This window comes from Streptomyces sp. NBC_01320, from assembly GCF_035974375.1.
GTDB classification, from domain to species: domain Bacteria; phylum Actinomycetota; class Actinomycetes; order Streptomycetales; family Streptomycetaceae; genus Streptomyces; species Streptomyces yanii.
In genome coordinates this window covers 870,204-894,831 of the sequence record NZ_CP108390.1, presented here as the reverse complement: position 1 = coordinate 894,831, position 24,628 = coordinate 870,204, and the positions used below count along the sequence as shown (strand labels likewise).

The window sequence follows — 24,628 nt, the reverse complement described above, 5'->3', positions numbered from 1 at the left end:
TCATGCGCACCACCACTGTGGGCGGCGAACTGACCCTGGGCGCCGCCCCCTTGGGCAACCTTTTCCACGCGGTCAGCGACGAGGACGCCGTCGCCACCGTCGAAGCTGCCTGGTCCTGCGGGATCCGCAGCTTCGACACCGCCCCGCACTACGGCCTCGGCCTGTCGGAGCGCCGCCTGGGCGCTGCCCTGCGCACCCGGCCGCGCGACCAGTACACGCTCTCCACCAAGGTCGGCCGCCTGCTGCGCCCACGAGGCGTACCGTACGGGGACGACCTGGCGAACGGCTTCGACGTCCCGGCCACCCACGAGAGGGTGTGGGACTTCACCGCCCGCGGCGTACGCGTCAGCGTGGAGGAGAGCCTCACCAGGCTCGGCCTCGACCGGGTCGACACCGTCTACCTGCACGACCCCGACCAGCACGAGCGCGAGGCCCTCGACCGCGCCTACCCGGAGTTGGAGCGGATGCGCGCGGAGGGCACGGTCGGCGCCATCGGCATCGGCATGAACCAGACCGCCGTGCCGGCCCGGTTCGTCCGTGACACCGACATCGATGTGGTCCTGCTGGCCGGCCGTTACTCCCTGCTCGACCAGAGCGGAGCGGCGGACCTCCTGCCGCTGGCCGCGCGACGCGGGGTGTCCGTACTGGTCGGCGGGGTCTTCAACTCGGGTCTGCTGGCCGACCCCCGGCCGGGTGCGCGCTTCGAGTACGCCCCCGCCCCTGCGCCTTTGGTGGAACGAGCTCTGGTGCTGCGCACCGTGTGCGAGGAGTTCGAGGTGCCGCTGCGGGCGGCCGCACTGCAATTTCCGCTCGGGCACCGGGCGGTCGCCGGTGTCCTGCTCGGCGCGCGTACCGCTGCCGAGGTGACGGACGCGGCCGCGATGTTCCGCCACCCCGTCCCCCCGGAGATGTGGCGTGCCCTGCGCTCCAGGGGCCTGCTGCCCCGGAACGTGCCGGTACCCGACCCGAACCACCATTCCTAGGGGGAGTACCCGTGACCGTCATCGATGCGCACCAGCACGTCTGGGACCTGTCGGTCCGCGACCAGGACTGGATCGAAGGACCCGAACTCGCCCCATTGCACCGCGACTTCACCCTCGACGAGCTGCGCCCGCAGGCCGCGGCCGCCGGCGTCGATGCCACGGTGCTGGTGCAGACGATCTGCGTACCCGAGGAGACACCCGAGTTCCTGGCCCTGGCCGCAGCCGACCCATTGGCGGCCGGGGTCGTCGGCTGGACCGATCTGACCTCTCGCGCGGTGGGCGAGGCGCTGGCCGCACTGCGGGCACGGCCCGGCGGCGAGTATCTGGTCGGCATCCGCCACCAGGTGCAGGGGGAGGATGACCCGGACTGGCTGCTGCGGCCCGACGTGGACCGCGGCCTGGCCGCGGTCGCAGCCGCAGGGCTCGCCTACGACCTGGTGCTGCGCCCCGAGCAGCTGCCGTCGGCGGTGGCGGCGGCGCGTGCCCGGCCCGAACTCACCTTTGTCCTGGACCACTTGGGCAAGCCTCCGGTCCGCCCCCGTGCGCAGGACACCTGGGCCGCGGACCTGCGTTCCCTGGCCCGGCTGCCCAACACCGTGGCCAAGCTCTCCGGACTGCTCACCGAGGCCGACCGGCACCACTGGACCCCCGCGGATCTGCGGCCCTTCGTGATGGCCGCACTGGAGGCCTTCGGCCCGCGGCGGCTGATGTTCGGCTCGGACTGGCCGGTGTGCACGCTCGCGGCCGACTACGGGCAGGTGATGGACACGACCCGCGAGCTCTTGGAGGAACTGGCGGAACACGAGCGCGCGGAGGTGCTCGGCGGAACGGCCACCCGGATCTACAACATCTGATACGCGGCAGGCAGGGACAGGAGGGGCGGGCGCTTCGGCGCCCGCCCCTCCTGTCCCTGCCTGCCGGCCGTGGGCGAACGTCACCAGCCGGCCTGGTCGAACCCGATGCCGGGTGCCGTCGGCGCCAGGACCAGCCCGTCGGCACCCACCGAAGGCTCGCGTACCACGGGATTGGTGTACACCAGGGACTCGTAGTACGTGGTGTTCGGTATCGCCATGCACAGATGGGCGTTGACCACGCCGCTGCCGTGCACCTCGGCCCGCAGCTGGTAGCTGTCGGCCAGATGCGCGATGCGCATGGCCCCGGTGATCCCGCCCTTGTACTGCGCGCTGGTACGGACCCGGCCCGCCGCGCCCGCCATGATGAAGTCGCCGGCGTTGAAGTGCGCGCCGTCGGAGGTCTCCGCGACCAGCAGCGGAACGTCGACCTGTTCGGCCAGCCAGCGGTAGGAGGTAACGCTGAACTCGCGCATCGGCTCCTCGTACCACAGGTAGCCGGCTTCGCCGATCGCGCGGCCGAGATACACCGAGTCCGCGAGGTCGAACCCGGCCGAGCCGTCGTACATGAGGGGAACCTCGTCGCCGACGTGCGCCCGCAGCCTCTGGCACAGCTCCGCGTCCGCCTTCACGTCGCCCCAGCCGTGCAGCTTGATGCCGATGTACCCCAACTCCAGGCATTGGTCGGCCACATCGAGGTACTCCTTCACACTGCCGAAGGTGACCGTACTCGCGTAGGCGGGAACGGCCTCGCGGTACCCGCCAAGCAGCCGGTGCACCGGCAGCCCGGCCGCCTTGCCCGCCAGGTCCCACAACGCCACGTCGACCAGGCCGAGGGCGTAGATGGGCAGCTCCTCAATGCGGTCCAGCTCCCACAGCCGCTGCCACAGCAACTCGCGCATCAGCGGGTCGCGGCCGGTCAGATCCGCGCGGATGCGACGGGCGACCAGGTCGGAGACGATCAGCCCGCGCCTTGTGTGGGCCTCGCCCACGAGTCCTTCGTCGGTATGGATGCGCAGGATCCCGCCCACCACCGCCGGCTCCGAGCCGGGCAGCCCGGCCCTCCACCGGAAGGGCGGTTGGGCGGGCAGGTCGACCATTTTCACAGTCACATCGGTGATTCGCATGGATGTCCTTCACGGCTGGAGGTCTGGGGAGGAGGGCCGGGTGTGAGTGTCAGGCAGTGCATCTCATTGCCGGGTTCCCCCCTTGTGGGATCGCTGTACAGCATGGTCCGACCTGGACGTTCAGCGTATGTTTCCTATACATGCTGCGATCGTGGTTCAGTGAATCACATCCAATCCCTTGACGCCAGAATCCGGTAACCTCAGACTCTTGCCCGTTGCGGCCGGGGTCTTCTCTCGGCGGTGAGGTCAAGTCCTCCCTGGTGAGTGGATATTGAGTCCTCGTATATGTGTGACGGCCCACCAGGGAATATCCGTGCGATCCCCGCGTTTCGGACTCGGCATGTATCGGATCTATGTTCTTCCTGGGTTGTGTGTACGGCACCGACCGGTTCCACCACGGCGTCACCGACGAAAGGAGCGGGGATGGCTGCGACGCGAGCCGCGCCCGAGCAGGCGCACCGCGACACTCACCACGGCCCACGCGCCAAACTGAGCGCGGGCCGGTCCTTCCTGCTGCGCCGCCTGGGCTTCTACCTGGTGACCTCGTGGGCGGCTGTCACCTTGAACTTCCTGACCCCGGGCTTCATGCCGGGCGACCCCGCCGTCGCGCTGCTGAAGCACCTTCAGCAGACCACGGACAGGCACCGAACGCGGCGGCGGTGCAGGTGGTGCGGATGTTCTACGGGAACCCCCGGCAGAACCTCCTCCAGCAGTACCTGGAGTACTGGAACAGCCTGGCGCACTTCGACTTCGGGCTCTCGGTGAGCCACTACCCGACCCCGGTCTGGGATGACCTTGCAGCACCTGCGTTCGGCCTCTTGAGAACCCGGTGGGGCGAGCGGCTGACCGCCCGCCGCTCGCCCCACCGCCACATGACTTTTGGGGAACAGTTGTGACCAACCCCCGTCCCGCCACCGAGCTGACCGCCATCGATCGTGGCTTTCTGCGCGACGGCCACCCCCACCAGATCATCTCTGCGGCCATCCACTACTTCCGGGTCCACCCCGACCTGTGGGAGGACCGGCTGCGGCGCCTGCGGGCCATGGGCGTCAACACCGTCGAGACGTACATCGCCTGGAACCTGCACCAGCCGACGCCTGACCGGACGGAGTTCTCCGGTCCGGCCGACGTCGCGCGTTTCATCCGGAGCGCGGAACACCTCGGCCTGGACGTGATCCTGCGGCCCGGCCCCTATATCTGCGCCGAGTGGGAGTTCGGCGGGCTGCCGGCCTGGCTCCTCGCCGGCCCCGCGCCTCGGCTGCGCCGCACCGACGAGCGGTATCTGGCCGCCGTGGACGCCTGGTTCGACGAGTTGATCCCGGTGCTGCGTCCGCACCTCGCCAGTCAGGGCGGGCCGGTGGTCGCGCTGCAGATCGAGAACGAGTACGGCAGCTACGGCACCGACACCGACTACCTCGACCAGCTGCGCCGGGGCCTGATCCGGCGCGGGGTGGACTGCCTCCTGTTCACGGCCGACGGCGCCACCGACGGCAGCGTGGGGCTGCTGGACTCGCTGGATGCACTGTCCACCCGGGTTCACCGGCTTTCGCCCGAGGCGGTGGAGGCGCTGGGCCAGTCGCTCGGGTTGATTCATTACCGCACTAGGTTGGGCGGCCCGTTCCCCGACGCGACCCTGCGCGTGCACGGCCTCGCCGGCCGTGCTCAGGTGTTCCTGGACGGCGAGCCGCTCGGACTCCTGGAGCGCGACAGCCCGTTGGACGCGCTGCCGATCGACCTTCCCGAGGCCGGTGCCCGACTCGACCTCCTGGTGGAGAACATGGGACGGATCAACTACGGCCCCTGGCTGGAGGACCGCAAGGGCATCAGCGGCGGGGTGTGGATCGACGGCCAGTATCAGTTCGACTGGGAGATCCGCCCTCTGCCGCTGACCGGTACGGATCTGACCGCGCTGCGGTTCGGGGCCGCGCAGGCCGTCGAGGGCCCGGCGTTCCACCGGTCCGAGGTGGAGATCCTGGCCCCGGCCGACGGTTTCCTCGCCCCGCCGGGCTGGACCAAGGGCCAGGTCTGGCTCAACGGATTCGCCCTCGGCCGGTACTGGGACCGCGGCCCGCAGCGCATGCTGTACGCCCCGGCCCCGGTCTGGCGGGCCGGGCGCAACGAACTGGTGATCCTCGAACTGCACCGCCCCGGTGAGCGGGTCGAGATCCTGGACGCGGCGGATCTGGGCCCGACCGGCTGAGCTGCTGCTGCCCGGCCGGGCCACTGACTCAGCGCTGGCCGTGCGTGAAGTACGCGGCGACGTCCGGTGCCACGGGGGCGATGTCGACGGGCCTGCCCCCGTCCCGCAGCGACATCGTCGCCGCGTACCCGGCGGCCACCGCCTCGCGGGCCGCCACCGGCGAGGTGACGGTCGCCCCGCCCTCCCGCACGAACCGCAGGAACTCCGCGGCCAGGACCGGATCGGCACCCCCGTGCGTGCCGGTCGGGGTATGGACAGGCACGACCTGGTCGGCCTCGGCGCGGTAGTCGGAGCGGCGGTTCCACACCCGGACCTCCGCTCCCTCCGAGTCGCCGAAGTTCTCCAGGCGTCCCTCGGTGCCGATGACGGTGTAGTTGCGCCAGTAGTCCGGTGTGTAGTGGCACTGCTGGTAACTGGCGAGGACGCCGTTGTCCAACTGCATCTGCATCATGCTCAGGTCCTCCACGTCCACAACCGGGTGGAGGCCGGTCAGGCTGAGCGGGGGCCAGTTGTCCACCGACAGCCAGTCGGTCATCCGCTGGCCCGTGCGCTCGTCGCGCGACGTGATGTCCCCGTAGACGGTCAGCCCGCCCATCGCGTTCACGCGCCGGGTGTACCCGCCCGCCAGCCAGTGGATGACGTCGATGTCGTGGGCGCCCTTCTGGAGCAGCAGGCCGGTGGTGTTGCGGCGGTCGGCGTGCCAGTCCTTGAAGTAGAAGTCCCCGCCGTGGCCGACGAAATGACGGCACCAGACGGCCTTCACCTCGCCGATCGCCCCGCTCTCGATCAGTTCGCGCATGGCCACCACGACGGGCATGTGCCGCATGTTGTGGCCCACATAGAGCCGGGTCCGGTGTGCGCGGGCCGCGCCCAGCAGCCGGTCGCAGCCCTCGACGGTGATCGCCATCGGTTTGTCGAGGAACACCGGGACACCGGCTTCGAGGAAGTCCAGGCCGATCTGCTCGTGGGTGTGGTCGGGGGTGAGTACGAAGACGCCGTCGAGCTTGGCGTCGAGCAGCTCGCGGTGGTCCAGGGCGGTCCGCACCCCGGTGCCGAAGCGCTCCTCGGCGCGTGCGAGCAGCCCGGGATCGCGGTCGCAGACGGCGGCCAGCACGGAGCCCGCGCCGGGCCGGTGGACCAACTCCGCCAAGTCGCTCCGGATTCCCATGCCGATGAGACCGAGCCTGATGTCATCCAACGATCTGTCCTTTCAAGGGAGTTCAACGGTTACGGTTGCTGCTGGTGAGGGTCGACCCGGGAACCGGCAGGAAGGGCCCACGAGCGGAGCTCTGAAGTAGCGTTCATCCAATCCGTTCGCCCTACGATGACCAGAGATAAGTCTCATATATGTCGTGGTTGCTGGGGCGGGCCGGTGCGATCGAGGCGAGGAAGGCTCTGGGGTTGCCGGATTCTGGCGTCACGAGTGTGCGTGTGATTCACTGAGTATGGCTCACAAGATATATCCGAAACATATGGTCGGCGTCGAGACTGAGAGGCTCGGTCGGTGGCCTCAAGTGGGAAGCGAGGGAGAGCTGGTGACCGTGTCAGAGAAGACCTCCGCGTCTGCGTCCGTGCCGGCGGGTGTGGAGAGCGGTTACCGCCCGGGGTACGAGGTCGCAGCCGAACGCATCCTTGAGTACGTCGTCCGGACGGGGCTGCAGCCCGGCGACCGGCTGCCCACCGAGAAGGACCTCGCCGACGAGGTGGAGATGAGCAGGACCGTGGTGCGGGAGGCGGTGAAGATCCTCTCGGCCCTGGGTCGGCTGTCCGTGCAGAAGGGGCGCGGCATCTATGTGTCCATGCCCGAACAGTCCTCCTGGCAGCAGTCCCTCGCCAACTTCCTGCCCGCGGACCTGAGGCAGGTCGACGAACTCTTCGAGTTCCGGCGCCATCTGGAGACCACTACGGCGAACCTGGCGGCGCAGCGAGCCACTCCGGCACAGGTGAAGGCGGTACGGGAAGCCGCTCAGGAGTCCACGCGCGCGGCGCAGGAGGGCGACATCCATGCCTTCACGCTCGCCGACGAGATCTTCCACACGGGGATCGCGGCGTCCGCCGCCAACATGTTCTTCGCCTCCACCGTCGATGCCGTGCGGCGCCTGCAGCGCCAGGTCATGACCATAGGGATGGCCGGCGTCGCGGGCGGATCCCTGCAGGTGGCTGCCGCCCAGCACGAGGCCATCGCCGAGGCCATCGCCGCCGGCGAGACCGGCCGGGCCGAGGCGCTCATGGCCGAACACATCGACATGACCGCCCAGCAGTTCCAACAGGAGATCTGGCGTCGAGTCGTACCCGGGGACGACACCCACGCCTGAGTCGGGGACGTGCGGCGGGACCCGGCCACAGCCGCCTGGGCGGCCGTGAATGGTTCGCGGCGCCCAGGAGGCCATCGGGTGGGTCTCCTGGGGTCGTGGGGACGGCCGGATCCGCGCTGCGGCGTTCTCACAGGGAGGCGCGGCCGGGATCGGCCAGGCCGAGCCGATCACCGGCTGGCGAAATCCCGGAAGACCAGTCATCAGGACGGACCCCCGCGACCCGGCTGGTCTGCTCAGGAAACTCACGCGTCGACCGCGGCCACAAGGGTGTCGAGGCCCCCACCAGATCCCCACGCAGCCCGTATCTCTCCCAGTTCCGTGCGAGGGTGACATTTACCGAGGCGGTCATCTGAGGGGACCGGCAGGGGCGGATTGCGGGGAATCGTCAATAGTCGCTCACCCCTTGTTGGCCCCAACGTCAGGCCGCTGACGAACTGGCGCTGGAGGGCGAAGCTGCGGCCGGGCTGCGCGGCGTGAAGATCAAGGTGGGCAGGCCGTCTCCGGCCGAGGACGCCGAGCGGCTCGCGGCCGTCCGCGCGGCCGTGGGCCCGACCTCTTGGCGGCAGGAGCCGACATCCACGAGGAGTACCGCGCCAGGTGCTGCGTCGTCTCCGGCCTCTGGTACGTCCGGACACGGTGCTGCGGTGGCACCACATCTTGGTGAAGCGGCGACGCGCCCGCATCCGCCGCCCCAAGCGGCCCGGACGGCCGCGTACCGTCCGCTCGATCCGGGCGCTGGTCCTGCGCCTGGCCTGCGAGAACAGCGGCTGGGGCTACCGCCGTATCCACGGGGAACTGGCTGTGCTCGGCAACCTGGTCGCCCCGTCCACCGTCTGGGAGATCCTCGAGGCCGAGGGGGTCGACCCGGCGCCGGAGCGGACCGCCACCACCTTGGCCGGCTTCCTGCGCTCCCAGGCCGACGTCCTGCCGGCCATGGGCTTCATCGAAATCATCACCCTGACCGGTCAGCGGCAGTACATCCTGGCCGTCATCGAGCACGCAACCCGCCGCTCCAGGGAGTGCAGGGTGACCCCGGCACCTTGATCGTGCACACCAGCGCTCCGCAGCCGCTGCTGATGGCGAGTGTGACCGACCACCTCGGCGGGTGCGTCGATAGCAAACGGCAATTGCCGTCACAGCCTGGCCGGTGGAACCCTGACCTGGTTCTGCCGACGCATCCACGTCTCAGCCTCGGTTATCCGGTCATCAAGAGGGCTCTTTCCCGCCGCTCCGCCCGCGCGTGGTGCCGCAGGTCGGGTGTGCGCGGCAGTCGGGCAGACCGACGGCGCGCTCACTGTTGCGACGCTGCTGGATGACGACGGGGATCACCAGCAGGGCTCCCTCGGCGACGTTCTGCCAGAATGCGTTGACGCCCTGGACGCTCAGTCCGTTCTCCAGCGCGCCGAGCAGTGCGACGGCCAGTAGTGTGCCGCCGACGGTTCCCTTGCCGCCCTTGAGTACGCAGCCGCCGCGCGCAGCCGCGGTGATGGCCTTGAGTTCCAGGCCCTTACTGCCGGAGGTGGGCTGGCCGGAGCCGGTGCGCGCGGTCAGCAGGACCCCCGCCACGGCGGCCACGACGCCGATCACGGCGTAGACGGCGATCAGGTACTTGTTGATAGCGCACCGCAAGCTGCACGCCGCCGGGGCGACCGGGGCATGGGCAACCGCGACGGTGTCGACGGGGTCGGACTTGGAACCGGCGGCGACGTGCAGCTTGCGGTGGGCGGCCATGAGCCGGGGAACCCAGAGCACCTCGTGGCCGGCCAGCAGCAGGCCGTCGGCCAGGCGCCGGGCGAAGCCACGGCTGTCTCGATGGCCCAGCTGACAGGCGTGTCGTCGGCGATCGAGCGGATCCACTCGACAGGCGGGTTGGTCGGCCACTGATCATCAAGAACGACGTGGCTCTGATCGGCACCCTGAAGGTATCCGACCGCCGCCATTCGCCTTGCGGCGTATCGGTCGCCTCCCTGTGATCGGCAACACTGGACCTATGGATGCGCTCAGAGGTTTCCGCCGATCCTCGATACCGTATTCCCGCCGGTTCGCTGGTTGGCGTGCGCGGAGGCGGTGTGAGGTTCCACGTCCGGGAACGGAGCAGCCGACTCGTCCCGCGGACGAACGGGAGATCCAGCACCGGTCGCCCGGGCGGCGCCTGCGCTCCCTGGTGAGCGTGCGGAGCGTCGCCGGTCAGGTGTTCCTCCTGCAGCTGGCGGTCGTGGTGCTGCTCGTGGCCGCGACGGTGGTGACGCTGGCGGTCCAGGCCCGGCACCAAGGGACGGAGAAAGCCCGCGACGAGGTGCTTGCCGTCGCCGAGGCGTTCGCGAACTCCCCGGGGATCGTGCAGGCGCTGGACAGCCGCGATCCGAGCGCGGTGCTGCAACCGCTCACCGAGAGGGCCCAGAAGCGGTCCGGCGTCGACAGCATCGTGATCATCAGCCCGGACGGGATCCGGTACACCCACCCCGACCCGCACCAGATCGGGAAACACGTAGTCAAGGGCGACCCCTACCGGAAGGCGGTGAGGGGTACGGCCCTCACGGACTCCGAGGTGACTCCGCTGGGCGTTACGGTCTTCGCGGAGGTCCCCGTCTTCCGGCCTGACGGCTCGGTCGCCGGCATCGTGTCCCCCGAGATCAAGGTCAAGAAGGTGAACGAAGCGGTGGCCGGGCAGCTTCCGGTGCTCTTTGGCGCCGCGGGCGGCGCGCTCGCCCTGGTCGCGGGCGGGTCCGCGCTGATTGGCCGGCGGCTGCTGCGCCAGACCCGCGGACTGGGCCCCGCCGAGATGACTCGCATGTACGAGCATCATGACGCGGTGCTGCATGCGGTGCGCGAGGGCGTGCTCATCGTCGGCGGTGACGGGCGGCTGCTGCTGGCCAACGACGAGGCGCGGCGGCTGCTGGAGCTGCCGGCGGACGCGGAGCAGCGCCAGATCACCGACCTCGGCCTGACTCCGGGCGCCGCCGAGCTGCTTTCCTCGGGGCGGACGGCCACCGACGAGGTCCATCTGGCTGGCGACCGGCTGCTGGCCGTCAACGTGCGGCCCGTAGAGCGGTACGGCGGCCCGGCGGGCAGCGTGGCCACGCTGCGCGACACCACCGAACTGCGCACACTCGCGGGCCGGGCCGAGGTGGCCCGCGAGCGCCTGCAGTTGCTGTACGACGCGGGAGTGCGGATCGGCACCACGTTGGATGTGGTGCGCACCGCCGAGGAGCTGGCGGAGATGGTCGTCCCGCGGTTCAGCGATTTCGTCACTGTGGAGCTGCTGGAACCGGTGCTTCGTGGCGAGGAGCCGGCCGAGGCAAGCACCGAAATGTGCCGCACTGCCAGCAGGGGCGTCCGTGGCGACCCGCCTCTCTACCCCGTGGGGGAGCTGATCCGCTTCGCCTCCACCAACCCCATCGCCGCTGGGGCGGCGGGCGGCCACGCTGTGCTGGAGTCGGACCTCGCCGACTCCGACGGCTGGCGGGCCCAGGACCCGGAGCGGGCGCGGCGGGTGCTGGAGTACGGAATCCATTCCCTGATCTCGGTGCCGCTGCAGGCCCGCGGGGTGGTGCTAGGGATGGCCGACTTCTGGCGGGCGGACGCCTCCCCTCCCTTCGGGGAGGAGGACCTTTCCCTCTCCGAGGAGCTGGCCAGACGTGCTGCGTTGTGCATCGACAACGCCCGCCGCTACACCCGCGAGCACACCCTGGCGGCCACTTTGCAGCGCAGTCTGCTGCCCCGCACCCTGCCCGAGCAGACCGCCGTCGAGGTCGCCCACCGCTACCTGCCCGCCCAGGCCGGGGCGGGCGGCGACTGGTTCGACGTCATCCCCCTGCCCGGCGCCCGGGTGGCCCTGGTGGTCGGCGACGTCGTTGGCCACGGCCTGCACGCCGCCGCCACCATGGGTCGGCTGCGCACCGCCGTGCACAACTTCTCCGCCCTGGATCTGGCCCCGGACGAACTCCTGAGCCACCTGGACGAGCTGGTCGCCCACATCGACCACGACGAGGCCGATGGCCAGGGGGTCACGGGGGCCACCTGCCTGTACGCCATCTACGATCCCGTCTCCGGGCGATGCACTGTGGCCCGGTCTGGCCACCCCGGCCCCGCCCTGGTCGACCCCGACGGCACCGTCAGCTTCCCGGACGTACCCGTCAGTCCCCCGCTGGGCCTGGGCGGCAGCCTGCCCTTCGAGACAGCCGAACTCACTGTGCCCGAGGGCAGTCAGCTGGTCCTCTACACCGACGGGCTGATCGAGGACCGGGACCGCGACCTCGACACCGGAGTCGAGCGGCTGCGCACGGCCCTGGCCGATGCTGTGGACCGCACCCCGGAGGCCACCTGCCAGACCGTCTTCGCCACCATGCTCCCCGAGCGCCCCCGCGACGACATCGCCTTGCTGGTGGCCCGGACCCACCTGCTGGACCCGGCCCGGGTCGCGGACTGGGAGGTGCCCTCCGACCCGGCGGCCGTCTCCCACGTCCGTACCGACGTCACCCGCCAGCTGGAGACCTGGGGCCTGGACCAGGTCGCCTTCACCACCGAGCTGATCGTCAGCGAACTGGTCACCAACGCCATCCGATACGGCACCCAGCCCATCCGGCTGCGCCTGCTACACGACCGCAACCACCTGATCTGCGAGGTCACCGACGGCTCCAGCACCTCCCCCCACCTGCGGCGGGCGGCCACCACGGACGAGGGCGGCCGCGGGCTGTTCCTCGTCGCTCAGCTCGTCCAGCGCTGGGGCACCCGGTACGGCGCCCGCGGCAAGGTCATCTGGACCGAACAATCCCTCCACGACGCCGCAGCCGAACTCGGTGCAGGCCTCGGCGACAACCTGTTGGATCTATGGACTGACACAGAGCTGTGACCGCCCGTGTTGGCGCGAACTGCCGCGAGATCGATCCGCGCCTGTGCGAGCGGCGTTTTTGACCCGGAACCGACCGCTGCCACCGCAGCGGGTACTGCATTGATCAACTTCTGGGCAGAGGACCGGGTCCGCCTGGGACCGGGAGCTTCGCGCTCTGGCGCTGTGAAGACCTCAGTCCTGTGCCTGCGGCTGTAGTCGTGGAGCAACTGCCGTACACAGAACTGGGTCCGCCTACCTACGGGGCTCGGGGCCCTGGGCCTGTGTAGACCTTGGCTCTGCGGCCGCTTCGGTGCCCATTCGGCGCTGTGGAGCGGACCGAGGCTGATCTGTGTCGTCGGCGACTTCACGCGATGCGCCGGTGCACGCCGTGCGCGAGCACCGGCGCAGCGTCACCGCACAAGCCTGCCGCAAACGCCACCCACCATATGGGAGACACGCCCTATCTAGGATGAGGGCATGTCGTCAGACCCACCGGCGCGCTCGCGCATCATGAAAGGTGCCGGGGGCAGGATGCTGGCCGCGGTCGAGCTCGACCGCGGTAGCGTCCTGCCGCTGCACCTGCAGCTGTATCGGCAGCTGCGGGGACTCATCCTCGACGGCACCCTGCCGCCGGGAACCCGATTGCCCTCGACGCGGACGCTCGTCGCCGAGCTCGGCGTCTCGCGGCTGACCGTGGTCACCGCGTTCGAGCAGCTCACGGCCGAGGGGTTCTTGCGTGCACGCCGGGGGGACGGCACGTATGTGGACGCACTGTTGACGGCCGCGATGGCACCGGCGCCTGTTGCGCGCCCGCAGCTGTCCGAGCGCGGCGCAGCGACGTCGGCACGCGGTGCCAGTCTGTTCAGCGAGGTGCCGCACTCGTGGGATCCGAAAGAAACCGAGTCGTTCGTCCCCAGCCAGGTCGCGGCATCCGCGTTCCCTGCCGGCGTGTGGCGGCGGCTGCTGGCGCGGCACGCAGCGCGCACCGACTCAGCCGCCATCGGGTACGGCGACCCGCATGGGTACGAACCGCTGCGCCAGGCGATCGCCGACTACCTCAACGACGTGCGGGGCCTCGGCTGCGGCGCCGAGCAGATCGTGGTGACCTCCGGTGCCCAACAGGCCTTCAATGTCCTCGCGGTGCTGCTGCTCGACCCCGCCGACACGGTGCTCGTCGAAGACCCCGGCCACATCTCCGGAAGGCTCGCCTTCCAATCGCAGGGATGCCGCGTCCAGGGCGTGCCGGTCGACGACGCGGGCGCAGTGGCGGCAGGGGGCGACCCATCGGCACGCCTCGCCTACCTCACGCCGTCCCGGCAGCATCCCCTGGGCACGGTCATGAGTCCGGCGCGGCGCGGGGAGTGGATCGCGTGGGCGCAGGCGCACGGGAGTTGGATCGTCGAGGACGACTGCGACAGCGAGCTTCGTTATCATGGCACGCTGCTGCCCCCGCTGTTCGGACTCGACCAAGCGCGACACGTCATCTACGTCGGCACATTCAGCAAAGTGCTGGCGCCGTCGCTGCGACTGGGCTACGTCGTGCTGCCCCACGACCTCGTCGAGCCGTTCACGTCGGCCTGCTCGGTGATCGGTCGCACCCCCGCGACCGTGATGCAGGCGGCGCTCGCCGACTTCCTCGCCGAAGGGCACCTGCACACCCACCTCCGGCGCACGCGCCGACTGTACGCCGCCCGCCAGGACGCCTTGCTCGAACAGCTCGACACGCAGCTTGCGCACCGGCTGACGGCGAGGCCGGTCGCCGCCGGGCTCCACGTGATGGGGTGGCTCGAGGCATCCGCCAACGACATCGACTGCGCACGCAGCCTCGCCCGGCAGGGCGTCTTCACGTATCCCCTGGGGGAGTATCGCGTGCAGCGCCGGCTGCCGCCCGCACTGCTGATCGGTTTCGCCGGCACCGCAGCCGAGCACATGGCGCGTGCCGTAGCGCGGATGGCAGAGGCGTTCGAACGGCTCGAACCCGGCGGGGCTGCCGAGGCGTAGCCCGAGAGGCGGACCCGCCGAATTGGTCTACAGAACTGGGCTGTCAATGGCTCTAACGCACCATCCATTGCGTTGTTAGGAAGGGGGTGGCGGCGACGCACGGTCGCGACCCGCTTTCTAAGGAGACAACGTGCCCCATCTCGATGCGCAGTTCCGAGCGCTCCTGAGTCCGAACCTCACCGCAGCTGAGATCGAACAGATCCCCGACCTGACGATCGAGCGCGCGCGGGTGCTGATCGACCGGATCGACCGGGTCCGGCTCTTCGGCCACGCGTACGCCCTGCTCACCAACCTCACCTACGGCGCCTACGGCCCCGACGACGTCCTCGACTTCGCCCGAGAGCACGATCTGGCCGGCGTCTGCATCCACGTCCTCGACGGCGAGGAGCGCAGCCTGAGCCGAATGAACGACGACCAGCTTCGGGCCTTCGCCGCCCGTGCCCGCGGCTACGGCCTGGCCTTGCACCTCGAGATCAGCACGACCGAGCGTGAACCCGTGGACGAGGCCGTCCGGATCGCCGGCATCCTCGGCGTCCAGCACATTCGCGTCTACTCCCGTTACGAAGGGCAGCTGTCGCAGGTGCTGTCGCGCATCGAGGACGACCTGCGCCGCCTCGGCGACCTCGCCGACACTCACGGCCTGCACTTCTCATTCGAGCAGCACGAAGAACTGCGCTCCGGCGAGATCGCTCAGCTGCTGCGCACCGTCGGCCACCCCCGCCTGCACGCGATGTTCGACTTCGGCAACATGATCAACGCGTGCGAACGGCCGATGGACGCCCTGGCCCAGCTGGCCCCGCATATCCTGCAAGTGCACCTGAAGGGCGTGCACGTCCTTCCTGAGGGCGACGGGTTCGGCCACCGCGGCGTGCTGCAGGGCAGCCCGGAGGATGACCTGCCGGGGGCGCGGATGTTGTTCGACCTGCTCATGCTCGGCGACGACGAGCCGCAGGTCATCACCTTCGCGCTCGAACAGGAGAACCTGTACTACGCGCCCGCCTTCCGCCATCACAGCGAAGGCGACGACCCCTTCATCCCCTACCGGGAACTGAGCACCACGGGCCTTCCCGAAGGATGGACGCTGCACGACCTGCTCGCCGCCGAGCCCGGCTGGAGCGTCGACCAGGTCGTCCACGTGCGCGGGCTGCTTGCCCGGATGCGCGAACTCGCCGCGGCTCGCCTGTCCGCCGCCGACGCCCTGGCAGGTGCGCAATGACGAACACCATGATGAAGACCGCGCCGGCCAAGACCGGGTTCGACAAGGCCAAATGGGCGCGCTTCGCGGTCCTCGTGATGGCGGGCGGCACCATCTACAAGCTCGCCAACATCAAGGACGTCTTCTACGTCCCGATGCAGCAGCAGATGGGGCTGAGCAACACCGAGATCGGTGCGCTACTGAGCGTGAACTCGATCGTCGCGACAGCACTGTTCGTGGTCGGAGGGTACCTGGCTGACCGGTTCTCGACCCGCATCCTGATTCCGCTCGGACTGATCGGCGCGGGCGGGCTCGGGCTCTATATGAGCACGTTCCCCGGGTACGGGCAGCTGGTGCCGATCTTCGCGGTGCTGGCCGTCTGCTCCGACTGCCTGGTCTGGCCGGCACTGCTCAAGAGCACCCGGCGCCTGGGTGGGCCGGAAGAACAGGGGCGGCTGTTCGGCTTCCTCGAGGGCGGTCGCGGCGTCGTCGACACACTGGTTGCCTTCTCGGCCCTCGGCGTCTTCGCCCTGCTCGGCTCGGACGCCGCCGGCTTCCGTGCCGCGATCGCCTTCTACGCGCTGATTGACATCGCCGTCGGCGTGCTCCTGTTCTTCCTGCTGCGTGACCAGGGCCCCGAGTCCGCCGTGGATACGCCGAAGAAGAAGCGCGTCGGCCGCAGCGAGATCCTGCATGCCGCCCGGCTGCCGCAGCTGTGGTGGGTCAGTGCAACCGTGTTCATGGCGTACGTCGTGTACTGCGGTCTGACATACTTCATCCCCTACCTCACGTACGTGTACGGACTGCCGGCCGCCCTCGCCGGCGCCTACGGCATCATCAACCAGTACGGCCTCAAGATCCTCGGCGGCCCGCTCGGCGGCGTACTCGTCGACAAGGTCTTCAAGGGGGCCAGCAGGTACCTCCGTCTCGCGTTCGTGTGCCTGATCCCCATCGCAGCGATCATCCTGCTGCTGCCGGCCGGTGGGCAGAACCAGATCCCCGCGATGGCCGCCTGCCTGCTGTTCTCACTGATCATCTTCACGATACGCGGTGTGTTCTGGGCGCCCATGGACGAGGTCGGCATCCCCAATCAGGTCAGCGGCACCGCGTTCGGCATCGCCTGCCTCGTCGGTTACGCCCCCGGGATGTTCGCCTTCCTGGTGTACGGCGCGATCCTCGATGCCAACCCGGGTGCGGCGGGGTACCACCTGGTGTTCATCCTGATGGCCGCACTCGCACTGGTGGGTGCGGGAGTCGCAACAGGCCTGGCGCGTGTGGCTCGCGCGCATCGTACCGCCGCAGTGCGGGAGGGCTGAGCCCGCTCCGCGCACCGAGTTGACCTACAAGCATCCGGACCTGAGCCTAACGGACCCGACGAAGGGCTTCGCCCACTTCGTCCCCTACACCGAGCCATCTGCTGCACCGTCTGCGTGCTGTAGAAGACGCCGGTCGGGGTGGGCGCCTCGATGGTCAGGGCGGCCGCCGACGTCAGCCGGTAGCCCTCCGTGCCGAGGCCCCGGTCGTGCCCGTGGCCGCGTTGGCGAGGGCGGCCGGCAGGGCGGGCGCGAGCCAGGCCGCGGCAGCGGTGACCGCCGACCACTTCAAGACACTGCGACGGGTGGGGTGATGAGCCACGACGAGCCTCCTCAGGGCTGGGTGGAGCCGGGACGGGTGGGAAGGGAATCCCCTTGCCCGCACCCGGCCTCACTCGTCAGTTGAGGCCGGGCACGGGCAGGGGGTTCCGGGGTCCTGTCGCGATCTGCGCCCGCGGTGACCGCGGACGCCGGGGTGGTGAGAGAGCGGCGGCGCGGTTCACCGAGCGAGGGCAGCCATGAAGGATTTGGCGCGCCGGGTGACCTCCGCCCAGTCGCCGTTCGCGACCGCGTCCGGGGGAACCACGCCGGTGCCCGCACAGACGGCGGCGGCGCCGTGCGCCAGGTATGCGGCGGCGTTGTCGGCGTTGACGCCGCCCGAGGCGATGAGCGGGACGTCCGGGTAGGGGGCCGTGCAGGCCCTTCAGGTAGTGGGGCCCGAAGCCCCCCGCCGGGAAGATATTTCGGTCTTGGTTGTGCTTGCTGGTTATGGGGTGGTTTCGCGGATGGCGATGGCGTCGTAGACGTGCCATGAGCCGGTTTGGGTGGTGATGGTGATGACGTTCTTCCCGGCGCGGAGTTGGCTGGCGGGCAGAGGGAAATCGATGGTGGTGGGGCGGATGTTGCCACCGCCTCCGTCGCCCCAGTGGTAGCCGTCCCCGCCGCCTGCCGGGAGCTGGATGGTGGTGGCGGTTTGTCCGTTCAGGCTGAGGGCCAGTTTCGGAGGGGCGGAGGGGTGGGTGTCGACCAGCCATGCGGTGAGGGCGAGATCGTTTTCGGGGGTTTGGGGGAGGTCGAAGCGCAGAGTGAAGGTGTGGGATCGTTTTCCGGCCCAGGCGTCGTCGGGTCCGGGGTGGATGTAACTCCACGCGGATGCGGGGTCGCTGCTGCCGACGGTGAAGTCGACATCGTTGGGGAAGGTGCTGGGGTAGGCGGAGTAACGGTTGGGGGTGAGAGCGAATCCCGCGGTCGCCACATCGATGGTCCCGACCAGGGCGATCGCGTGGTGGACGGTGGCGGGGACTTCGTGGTTGGACGTGCCTGTCCCGTTCTTGACCTTCACGACGAGAGTCTGCGTCCCCGAGGCGTTCGCCGGCGGGGTGACGGTGAAGGTCGTGGTCGCAGTCGCGCCGGCGGCGAGTCGCTGCGTACGGGTAGCGGGTTGGACCTGCCAGCCCTCAGGAGCTTGCAGCGAGACTTCCGTGTCCTGGGCCTGGCTGTCGTTGTTGACCAGCTTGACCTGGAACGTGGCCGGGGTGTCCTGCAGCAGGCGCAGCTCCGCGGGTGTCGATACCGTGATCGCCGGTATGCCGTTCGCGTAGAGCACGCCGTCGGGGAGTTCGGTTCCGTCGGCGGCGAGGGCGGTGAAGGTGATCCGGTGAAGGTCTTCCGGAGTGCCCTCGGCGACCTGCAGGGTGAGGTCCTGGCCGGTTGTGCCGCCTGCTGGGATGGTCAGTGTGCCGTTGGCCGGTTCGGTACGCAGACCTGCGGGGGCGTTGGTCCGCCAGTTCACCGTGACCGCTTCGCCGGTGAGGTTCATCGCCTCCACCCTGATTGTGCGGTTCTCGCCGGGACCCACCCGGACCTGGTCAGGCGTGGAGTAGATGACCGCGGGTGCCTGTGGTGAGTGGGAGGGCGGCAGTTGCCCCACGCCCCATGCCTTGTTCGGCTGGTCGCCCATCCACAGTTCCAGCGTTCCGCCGCCGGTCAGCTGGTCGTGGTAGAACCAGGCCTGGTCCAGCTCCTGCCCGTTGAGCGTGGCGCGCTGGATGTACATGTTGGCCGCGGAGTTGTTGTGGGTGATGATGCGGAACTGCCGGCCGTCGTAGTAGCCGGTGTTGAGGTTTATGGTGACCTTGTCGAAGATCGGTGAGGTGATGTCGATGACCGGCCGTGACAGGCTCGCTCCGGTGACTTCGAACAGGCCGATCGCCATCAGTGCGCTGAGCGATCCCATCTGGCCCTGGTCCTCGTCGTGGTGGCCGTACCCGTCAGTGGTGGATATGGAGGAGTAGACCTTTTCCTTCACCTGTCGCACCCAGTACTGGGTCAGCCACGGTTTGCCCACGTAGTTGAACAGGTGCGCCAGCTGCAGTCCGGGCTGGTTGCCGTAGTTGACGTAGGCGCCGTCGTCGCCGTTCCCGCCCTCTTCGCCAATGAAATTGGTACCTTTGGAGTGGTCGAAGGCGTAGTTGAGTTTGTCGGCGTAGGCGTCCCTGCCGCCCAGCCGGTTGGCCAAGCCCTGCACATCGTGCGGGGTGTACCAGGTGGCCTGCCAGGAGTTGGCCTCCACGAATTCGTTGCTGGACAGCGGGTTGAACCCCGAGAGCCACCGTCCGTCAGAACCCCTGGGCCGGATGAACCCGGTGGACCTGTCGAACAGGTTCTGCCAGCTGCCTGACCGCTCGATCAGGTAGTCGCCGGTGTCGGTGGTGTCCCATACCTCGATCTCGTTCAGCCCCACGTTCTCGCCGGTGCCGCCGGTCACATCGAACCGTATCCAGCTGACCTTCCTCGGCCGGAAGGCCACCATCTTGTTTCTGCCGTCGGTGGGGATATTCTTCACCGCGACCGTCGTCCCGTCGCTGAATGTCAGAACGCCGGAGTTCGCGTTCGATCTCGGGTCCGCCCGATCGCTGATCACCACCTTGTGGACGCGCTTGTCCTCACGCCAGCTCAGCTTGATCCACGGGTTCTGTTCCGTGGACGCCCACTCCACATTCTGAGAGGGCACCATGCTGGAGCGGATCGGCCGACCGTCCACCGCCCGCACACCGGCGAAATTCGAATTGTTCACCTGCGAGGACACCGACACCCCGGCGAACTGCGAGATGTTGAGCCCCGACTTGCCCAGCCGCCGGGCCAACTGTCCCAACGTCCAGTCCTGGAACGCGAACTCCAGCGTCTCCCCGGCACCACGCGACTTCCAGGAATCCGGCATGTTGTGCGGCACATACCCGTAATCGAGATACGGGCGGGCAACCCCACCGTCTCCCATCCAGGACGCGTTCGCGTACGTGGCCTTGTCGAACAGGCCGCCGATGGACTGGGCGTCGAGCATCGCGTCGAAGGCCAGGTCGATGTCGAAGTCGCGGATGCCCTTGTTCCAGGCACCGGTGATGAACGACGTCACCGCCGAGCCAGTCATCACCAGCGAATCGTCGCCGAAGCGCGGGCCGCGCGGCAGCAGGCCGCCGTCCTTGTACATCTGCAGCTGCGAGTGGACGAAGCTGCTGTAGATTTCCGGATACGCGAAACCGAGCACGGTGTTGAGGTTCCACTGGGTCAACCAGATCGCGTCGTAGTTGTACATCGCGAACCGCGGCACACCGCGGTCATCCAGCGGGATCTGCTTGACCTTGCCGTTCCGCCAGGTGTTGTCCAGGTACTTGCCGTCCACGTCGCTGATCGTGCTGCGTCCGCACAGCACGTGGAACAGGTCGGTGTAGAACTTGACCTGCTGCTGCTCGGTGCCGCCCTCGACGTTGATGCGTCCCATCATCGCGTTCCAGTGCTGCTGGGAGGCCTGCTTCACCGCCTCGAAGTCCCAGCCCGGCAGCTCCGCTTCGAGATTCTTGCGCGCCCCCGCCGCCCCGGTGAACGACAACCCCACCTTCATCTGCACGACCGCACCGGCGTCCAGCTGCTCGTAGCAGGCGTACACCCCCATGTTGTCGCCGGACAACTCATCGATCGCCGCACCGCCGTTGGCCAGGCTCCCACCCGCCCAACCACGCAGCGAATCAAACGGCTTGTCGAACCGGATGCTGAAGAACAGTCGGTTCTTCTCCGGCGGCGTTTGGGGCCAGTAGAGGCCGTCGGTGAGATATCCCCCCTGGTCGACGTAGCCCTCGATCTCATTGTTACTGACCCTGGTGACCTGGGCGCCCTTCATCTTCGCTTCGCCCAGCATGCCGCCGAGGTTGATGATGATCTCACTGCGGCCAGCGGTGTCGTAGGTATAGCGGTGCAGGCCTACCCGGTCGGTGCACGTCAGCTCGGCGGTGACGCCGTACCGGTCCAGATGCAGCCGGTGGTAGCCCGGCTCGACGACCTCACTCACGTCGTGCTTCACAGACGACTGCCAGCCGGTATCGCCCTGCAGCTTCGACACACCCGCACCGGTGGTGGGCATCACCTGCACGCCGGCAATCTGCCAGCAATGCAGATGGCTGAAACCCTTGACGTTGTTCTCGTCGTGCCGATAGCCCGTCCCCCAAAGAGTGTGCGTGCTCGTGTCCGGCCGAAGCTTGATCATGCCGAACGGGTTGCTCGCCGACTGGAAGAAGAAGAACCGGCCCCGATCCGCTTCCACCCACGGATTCACCAGACTCATATAATCCCGGCCCGCCTCGGCCGAAACCGCACCCGGCTCGGCTGCCCAGGCGATGCCGCCGGAACCGCCAACTCCCGCAACGCCCGCGGCCAGCACTCCACCGGCGGACAACAGAAGACGACGACGGGCCAACTGACTACTTGCCTTTGACTCGGGCATTTCGTACTTCCCTTCGAGATTGATTCGGGTCATGAGGGGATGATCGGGGCCGCCTCACCCGCTGGCAGGCCTCACGGATCTCCTTGCAGGGCTATCCTCTGCGGAGCATGGGGGAGTTGGGGCGCGCCGCAGACGGCTCAGGCGAGCGACAGGCCGTCGGGGCCGCTGGTGATCGTCTGGCTCTTGCCGTTGAGGACGACGCCTTCGAGTGTCGCGGTGATTCCTCGGGGCTCGCTTGCGTTCCGCAACTTGGCGGTGGCGCCTTCGGGGTTGTAGCCGAACAGGTCGCTGATGATCACGTCTGCGTAGTTCCCGCCGGCGCAGTTGACGAAGACCTGCGATTCGCTGGCTGGGGCGATGACAGCGTGGTAGTCGGCCGTCGCGTCGGAGAGGGCCAGTGCGGAGCCGAATCCGGTTCGGCTACTGCCCCATGTTGCCCCTTCGATGGTGACGGCCTGGGCTGTGACCGACTCGGTGGTCTTTGTGCCGTCGCCTTCGTTGAACGGCAGGTGGAGTACCAGGGAGCTGTCGGTGGCGCCGGTGGCGGGGGTGGTGGCTTGGTACTGGGCATTGATCTCGGTGGCTGACAGCGCCCGCGTGTAGACACGGGCCTCGTCGATGCTGCCACTGAAACGGCGGTTGGAGTCGCTGGGGCAATTCCCCACGATGACCGGGGTGCCGGTGGAGGGGGTGATCTTCCCGGTGGCCGCTCGTGTGGCCTGGACGGTACCGTCGATGAAGATCTGTACCTTTTCGCCGTCGTAGACACTCGCGACGTGATGCCACCCCGACGTGGGGACCGTGGCGGTGGTGATCACATCGATGAAGCTGCCGTTGAGGGCGAGGACGAAGGAGATCTTGCCGCCGGCGCCGCCGCGGAGCACGTAGCCGACGTGCCCGCTCTCCCAGGAGTCCTTGGCGATGATGGTGCCCTGCCAGTGGTTCTTCGGCCAGCTCGAGGGATTGATCCATGCGGAGACCGTCACGGCTCCGGCGGGGTTCAACGCGGGCCGGCCGGTGACATACACCCCCGCGGATTGGACTATCTCGAGAGACTGGCCGAAGGGGCCGTTTCTGGTCACGCCCGCAAATCGTTTGAGCAGCGAGAGGAACGCCGGGTAATCGCCGAACCGGGCGAAGGTCTGGGCAGTGAGTGAGGGCCAGGCGTCGAAGGCGCCGCTGGTGCCGTGGTCGGTACGGGCGACCGGCGCCTGGGAGTCGGCAAAGGACAGGGCGCGCAGCCAGTCCCCGGCCAGCAGTTCGTCGGTGACGAAGTGCTTCATGTCGGTCTTCTGCTCGTCGGTCAGCGACGGGGCGAGCAGGTTGCCGGCGATGGCGAAGTCGAGGACATGCCGTACCGCAACGGTGGTGCCGTCAGGGTACCTGCAGTTCCAGACGCCCTTGTTGGCTTTGTCGTACAGCTTGAGAACCTCGCTCCGCAGGGCTTCGGCCCTGTCGGTGAGGTCTTCGGCGGTTGCCTTGTCACCCGCACGGTCGAACAGGCCGGCGGTCTGCTGCATCATCCACACATTGGCCGCGTTGAACGACGGCACCTGGTGGACGTATTTCGGCAGAACTTCCAGGAGGTTGTGGTTCTCGCCGTAGTCGGCCAGCGACTGCCCCTGCCGTAGCAGTCTTTGCCAGTTGGTGGCGATGGATTTCAGGTGTTCGAGGACGGTCTTACCGGAGCTGGAGATCGTGGTGTCGAGGAAGGACACGTCGCCGCTGTAGTTGACGTAGTTGAGAATCGTCGTGAAGACGGTGAGGTCGTTCGCGCTGTACCACGGGCCGACGGTCCTGCCCGACATCCAGTCGATGGCATATCCGGCATAGATGTCCTTGGCGAGCCAGTAGGCGGCCTTGGCCTTGATCATCCGCGGATCGAGCAGCGTCAGGATGATGGAGGAGTAGGAGGTGTCCCAGAAGTAGCTGACCGTATTCGCCCACTCGGGCGCCCCCGTCACATAGACGCGGTCGAGCCCTTGGAAGGTGCCGGGTGTGGTGGGTCTGCCGAGAAGGGTGGAGAACTCGGAGGAGAGATTGGTGCGCTCGAGTGCCAGCACTGACAGGACGCTCATGTAGTACAGGCGGGCGATGTCGGTGTCTTTGGTGTCCGTCAGGACGGGCAGGGATCCCGAGAAGTGGCCGTTTTCGGGTGTGAAGGCGTCTTGCCAGCGCTTTTCCCAGCTCTTGCGGGCGGTGCTGAAGGCCGCTCCGAAAGCGCCCAGCGTGGCGTTGCAGGCGTCTACCACGCCGTTGCCGTCGTTGATGTCCGCCAGTGGCGCCCCCGTCGAGGTCTCGCCCACCTCCATGACGATGTCGATCGTCGCTGACTGCCCCGCGGCGACCGACCACTCGGCGCGTCCGCCCGCCGATGCCATGGTGAGCGTGGGTGCCGGGGTGAACGCGAACGCCGTCACCGCCGAAGAGCGGCTGTCGGATATCAGCAGGTTCGATCCGGAGACCTTCGCGGAGGTGCGGTTGCCGCCGGGCCGTGGGGCACCCCACGACCAATCGGCCGGAATCGTCGCCTTGGCAATGCGTGCATTGGCATTGACCGATACCGTGATCGGTGCCGCGGTGGGGTTGGAGACGGCGATGTGCAGCAGCAGCTCGTTGCGTTCGAATGCGAGCCGGGTCTTGGTCTGGATCTCCACCCCCGAGGCGGTGGTCGCCTTACGCGCGATCTCATAGGCCGACCAGCGCGACTCGCTGGTGGTGACCGGCACGCCGTCCACGCTCAGCACGCAGGAGTCACTGCCGCTGTCCAGATAGGGCGCAAGGGTGAAGTTGCGGATCCCCAGCACATTGGGGGAGGACCCTACGGCTCCCCAGAAGTTGCTGACCGCGGGGAGGTGCTTCACTTCCCGCGCCAGCAGCCAGTCACTGGTCAGCGAGTCCAGTTTCGGCGGCCGGCCGGGTGCCGCTGCGGCCAGCCCCGCTCCGAACAGGGGGGTACTGAAGGCCGCCGCGCCTACCACGGCGGACCAGGTGAGGAAGGTACGGCGATTGACTTGCGACATGATCGTCTCCAGGAG

At 68.4% G+C, this 24,628-nt stretch carries 17 protein-coding genes and 1 pseudogene; 11 read left to right on the top strand and 7 right to left on the bottom strand.

Features of this window, described 5'->3' with window-relative positions:
• Window positions 1–2: 2 nt before the first annotated feature.
• Complete coding sequence (locus OG395_RS04560; protein WP_327241710.1) at window positions 3–983, top strand: aldo/keto reductase; 981 nt, start codon at window positions 3–5, stop codon at window positions 981–983.
• An 11-nt stretch (window positions 984–994) separates the two neighbouring features.
• The gene (locus tag OG395_RS04555) at window positions 995–1,837 is read left to right on the top strand and encodes an amidohydrolase family protein (protein ID WP_327241709.1); all 843 of its coding nucleotides are present in this window, start codon (window positions 995–997) and stop codon (window positions 1,835–1,837) included.
• A gap of 80 nt (window positions 1,838–1,917) precedes the next feature.
• Here the strand turns inward: OG395_RS04555 and OG395_RS04550 are convergent, their stop codons facing one another.
• On the bottom strand, window positions 1,918–2,961 hold the full coding sequence (locus OG395_RS04550) for an enolase C-terminal domain-like protein (RefSeq protein ID WP_327241708.1): 1,044 nt from the start codon (window positions 2,959–2,961) through the stop codon (window positions 1,918–1,920).
• A gap of 674 nt (window positions 2,962–3,635) precedes the next feature.
• On the opposite strand from OG395_RS04550, the gene OG395_RS04545 reads away from it, so the two are divergent.
• Window positions 3,636–3,857, top strand: a complete 222-nt coding sequence (locus OG395_RS04545; RefSeq protein ID WP_327241707.1) for a hypothetical protein — start codon at window positions 3,636–3,638, stop codon at window positions 3,855–3,857.
• Window positions 3,854–5,161, top strand: coding sequence for a beta-galactosidase (locus OG395_RS04540; RefSeq protein ID WP_327241706.1), 1,308 nt, complete (start codon window positions 3,854–3,856; stop codon window positions 5,159–5,161). Before OG395_RS04545 ends, OG395_RS04540 begins: the two co-directional genes overlap by 4 nt.
• A gap of 28 nt (window positions 5,162–5,189) precedes the next feature.
• Here the strand turns inward: OG395_RS04540 and OG395_RS04535 are convergent, their stop codons facing one another.
• Complete coding sequence (locus tag OG395_RS04535) at window positions 5,190–6,359, bottom strand: Gfo/Idh/MocA family protein (RefSeq protein WP_327241705.1); 1,170 nt, start codon at window positions 6,357–6,359, stop codon at window positions 5,190–5,192.
• A 337-nt stretch (window positions 6,360–6,696) separates the two neighbouring features.
• Between OG395_RS04535 and OG395_RS04530 the strand changes: the two genes are divergently transcribed.
• The gene (locus tag OG395_RS04530) at window positions 6,697–7,476 is read left to right on the top strand and encodes a FadR/GntR family transcriptional regulator (RefSeq protein ID WP_327241704.1); all 780 of its coding nucleotides are present in this window, start codon (window positions 6,697–6,699) and stop codon (window positions 7,474–7,476) included.
• Window positions 7,477–8,073: 597 nt separating this feature from the next.
• The gene (locus OG395_RS04525) at window positions 8,074–8,520 is read left to right on the top strand and encodes a hypothetical protein (protein ID WP_327241703.1); all 447 of its coding nucleotides are present in this window, start codon (window positions 8,074–8,076) and stop codon (window positions 8,518–8,520) included.
• Between the two features lie 162 nt (window positions 8,521–8,682).
• On the opposite strand, the gene OG395_RS04520 is transcribed toward OG395_RS04525, so the two are convergent.
• Complete coding sequence (locus tag OG395_RS04520) at window positions 8,683–9,333, bottom strand: ABC transporter permease subunit (RefSeq protein ID WP_327241702.1); 651 nt, start codon at window positions 9,331–9,333, stop codon at window positions 8,683–8,685.
• 313 nt (window positions 9,334–9,646) lie between these two features.
• On the opposite strand from OG395_RS04520, the gene OG395_RS04515 reads away from it, so the two are divergent.
• From OG395_RS04515 to OG395_RS04500, 5 genes and pseudogenes are all read left to right on the top strand, one after another.
• Window positions 9,647–12,328: a SpoIIE family protein phosphatase gene (locus OG395_RS04515; protein WP_327241701.1), complete on the top strand. Its 2,682-nt coding sequence runs from the start codon at window positions 9,647–9,649 to the stop codon at window positions 12,326–12,328.
• Between the two features lie 297 nt (window positions 12,329–12,625).
• A pseudogene (locus tag OG395_RS58065) lies at window positions 12,626–12,719 on the top strand (DUF5655 domain-containing protein); the annotation flags it as partial.
• Window positions 12,720–12,838: 119 nt separating this feature from the next.
• Window positions 12,839–14,308: a MocR-like pyridoxine biosynthesis transcription factor PdxR gene (gene pdxR, locus OG395_RS04510; protein ID WP_327241700.1), complete on the top strand. Its 1,470-nt coding sequence runs from the start codon at window positions 12,839–12,841 to the stop codon at window positions 14,306–14,308.
• 130 nt (window positions 14,309–14,438) lie between these two features.
• On the top strand, window positions 14,439–15,524 hold the full coding sequence (locus tag OG395_RS04505; protein ID WP_327241699.1) for a sugar phosphate isomerase/epimerase family protein: 1,086 nt from the start codon (window positions 14,439–14,441) through the stop codon (window positions 15,522–15,524).
• On the top strand, window positions 15,521–16,819 hold the full coding sequence (locus OG395_RS04500; RefSeq protein ID WP_327241698.1) for an MFS transporter: 1,299 nt from the start codon (window positions 15,521–15,523) through the stop codon (window positions 16,817–16,819). Before OG395_RS04505 ends, OG395_RS04500 begins: the two co-directional genes overlap by 4 nt.
• Window positions 16,820–16,991: 172 nt before the next feature.
• Here the strand turns inward: OG395_RS04500 and OG395_RS04495 are convergent, their stop codons facing one another.
• The 4 genes from OG395_RS04495 to OG395_RS04480 form a co-directional block, all read right to left on the bottom strand.
• The gene (locus OG395_RS04495; RefSeq protein WP_327241697.1) at window positions 16,992–17,138 is read right to left on the bottom strand and encodes a twin-arginine translocation signal domain-containing protein; all 147 of its coding nucleotides are present in this window, start codon (window positions 17,136–17,138) and stop codon (window positions 16,992–16,994) included.
• Window positions 17,139–17,315: 177 nt separating this feature from the next.
• Complete coding sequence (locus OG395_RS04490; protein WP_327249250.1) at window positions 17,316–17,483, bottom strand: hypothetical protein; 168 nt, start codon at window positions 17,481–17,483, stop codon at window positions 17,316–17,318.
• Between the two features lie 99 nt (window positions 17,484–17,582).
• The gene (locus OG395_RS04485; RefSeq protein ID WP_327241696.1) at window positions 17,583–21,623 is read right to left on the bottom strand and encodes a glycoside hydrolase domain-containing protein; all 4,041 of its coding nucleotides are present in this window, start codon (window positions 21,621–21,623) and stop codon (window positions 17,583–17,585) included.
• Window positions 21,624–21,727: 104 nt separating this feature from the next.
• Window positions 21,728–24,613, bottom strand: coding sequence for a LamG domain-containing protein (locus tag OG395_RS04480; protein ID WP_327241695.1), 2,886 nt, complete (start codon window positions 24,611–24,613; stop codon window positions 21,728–21,730).
• Window positions 24,614–24,628 lie beyond the last annotated feature (15 nt).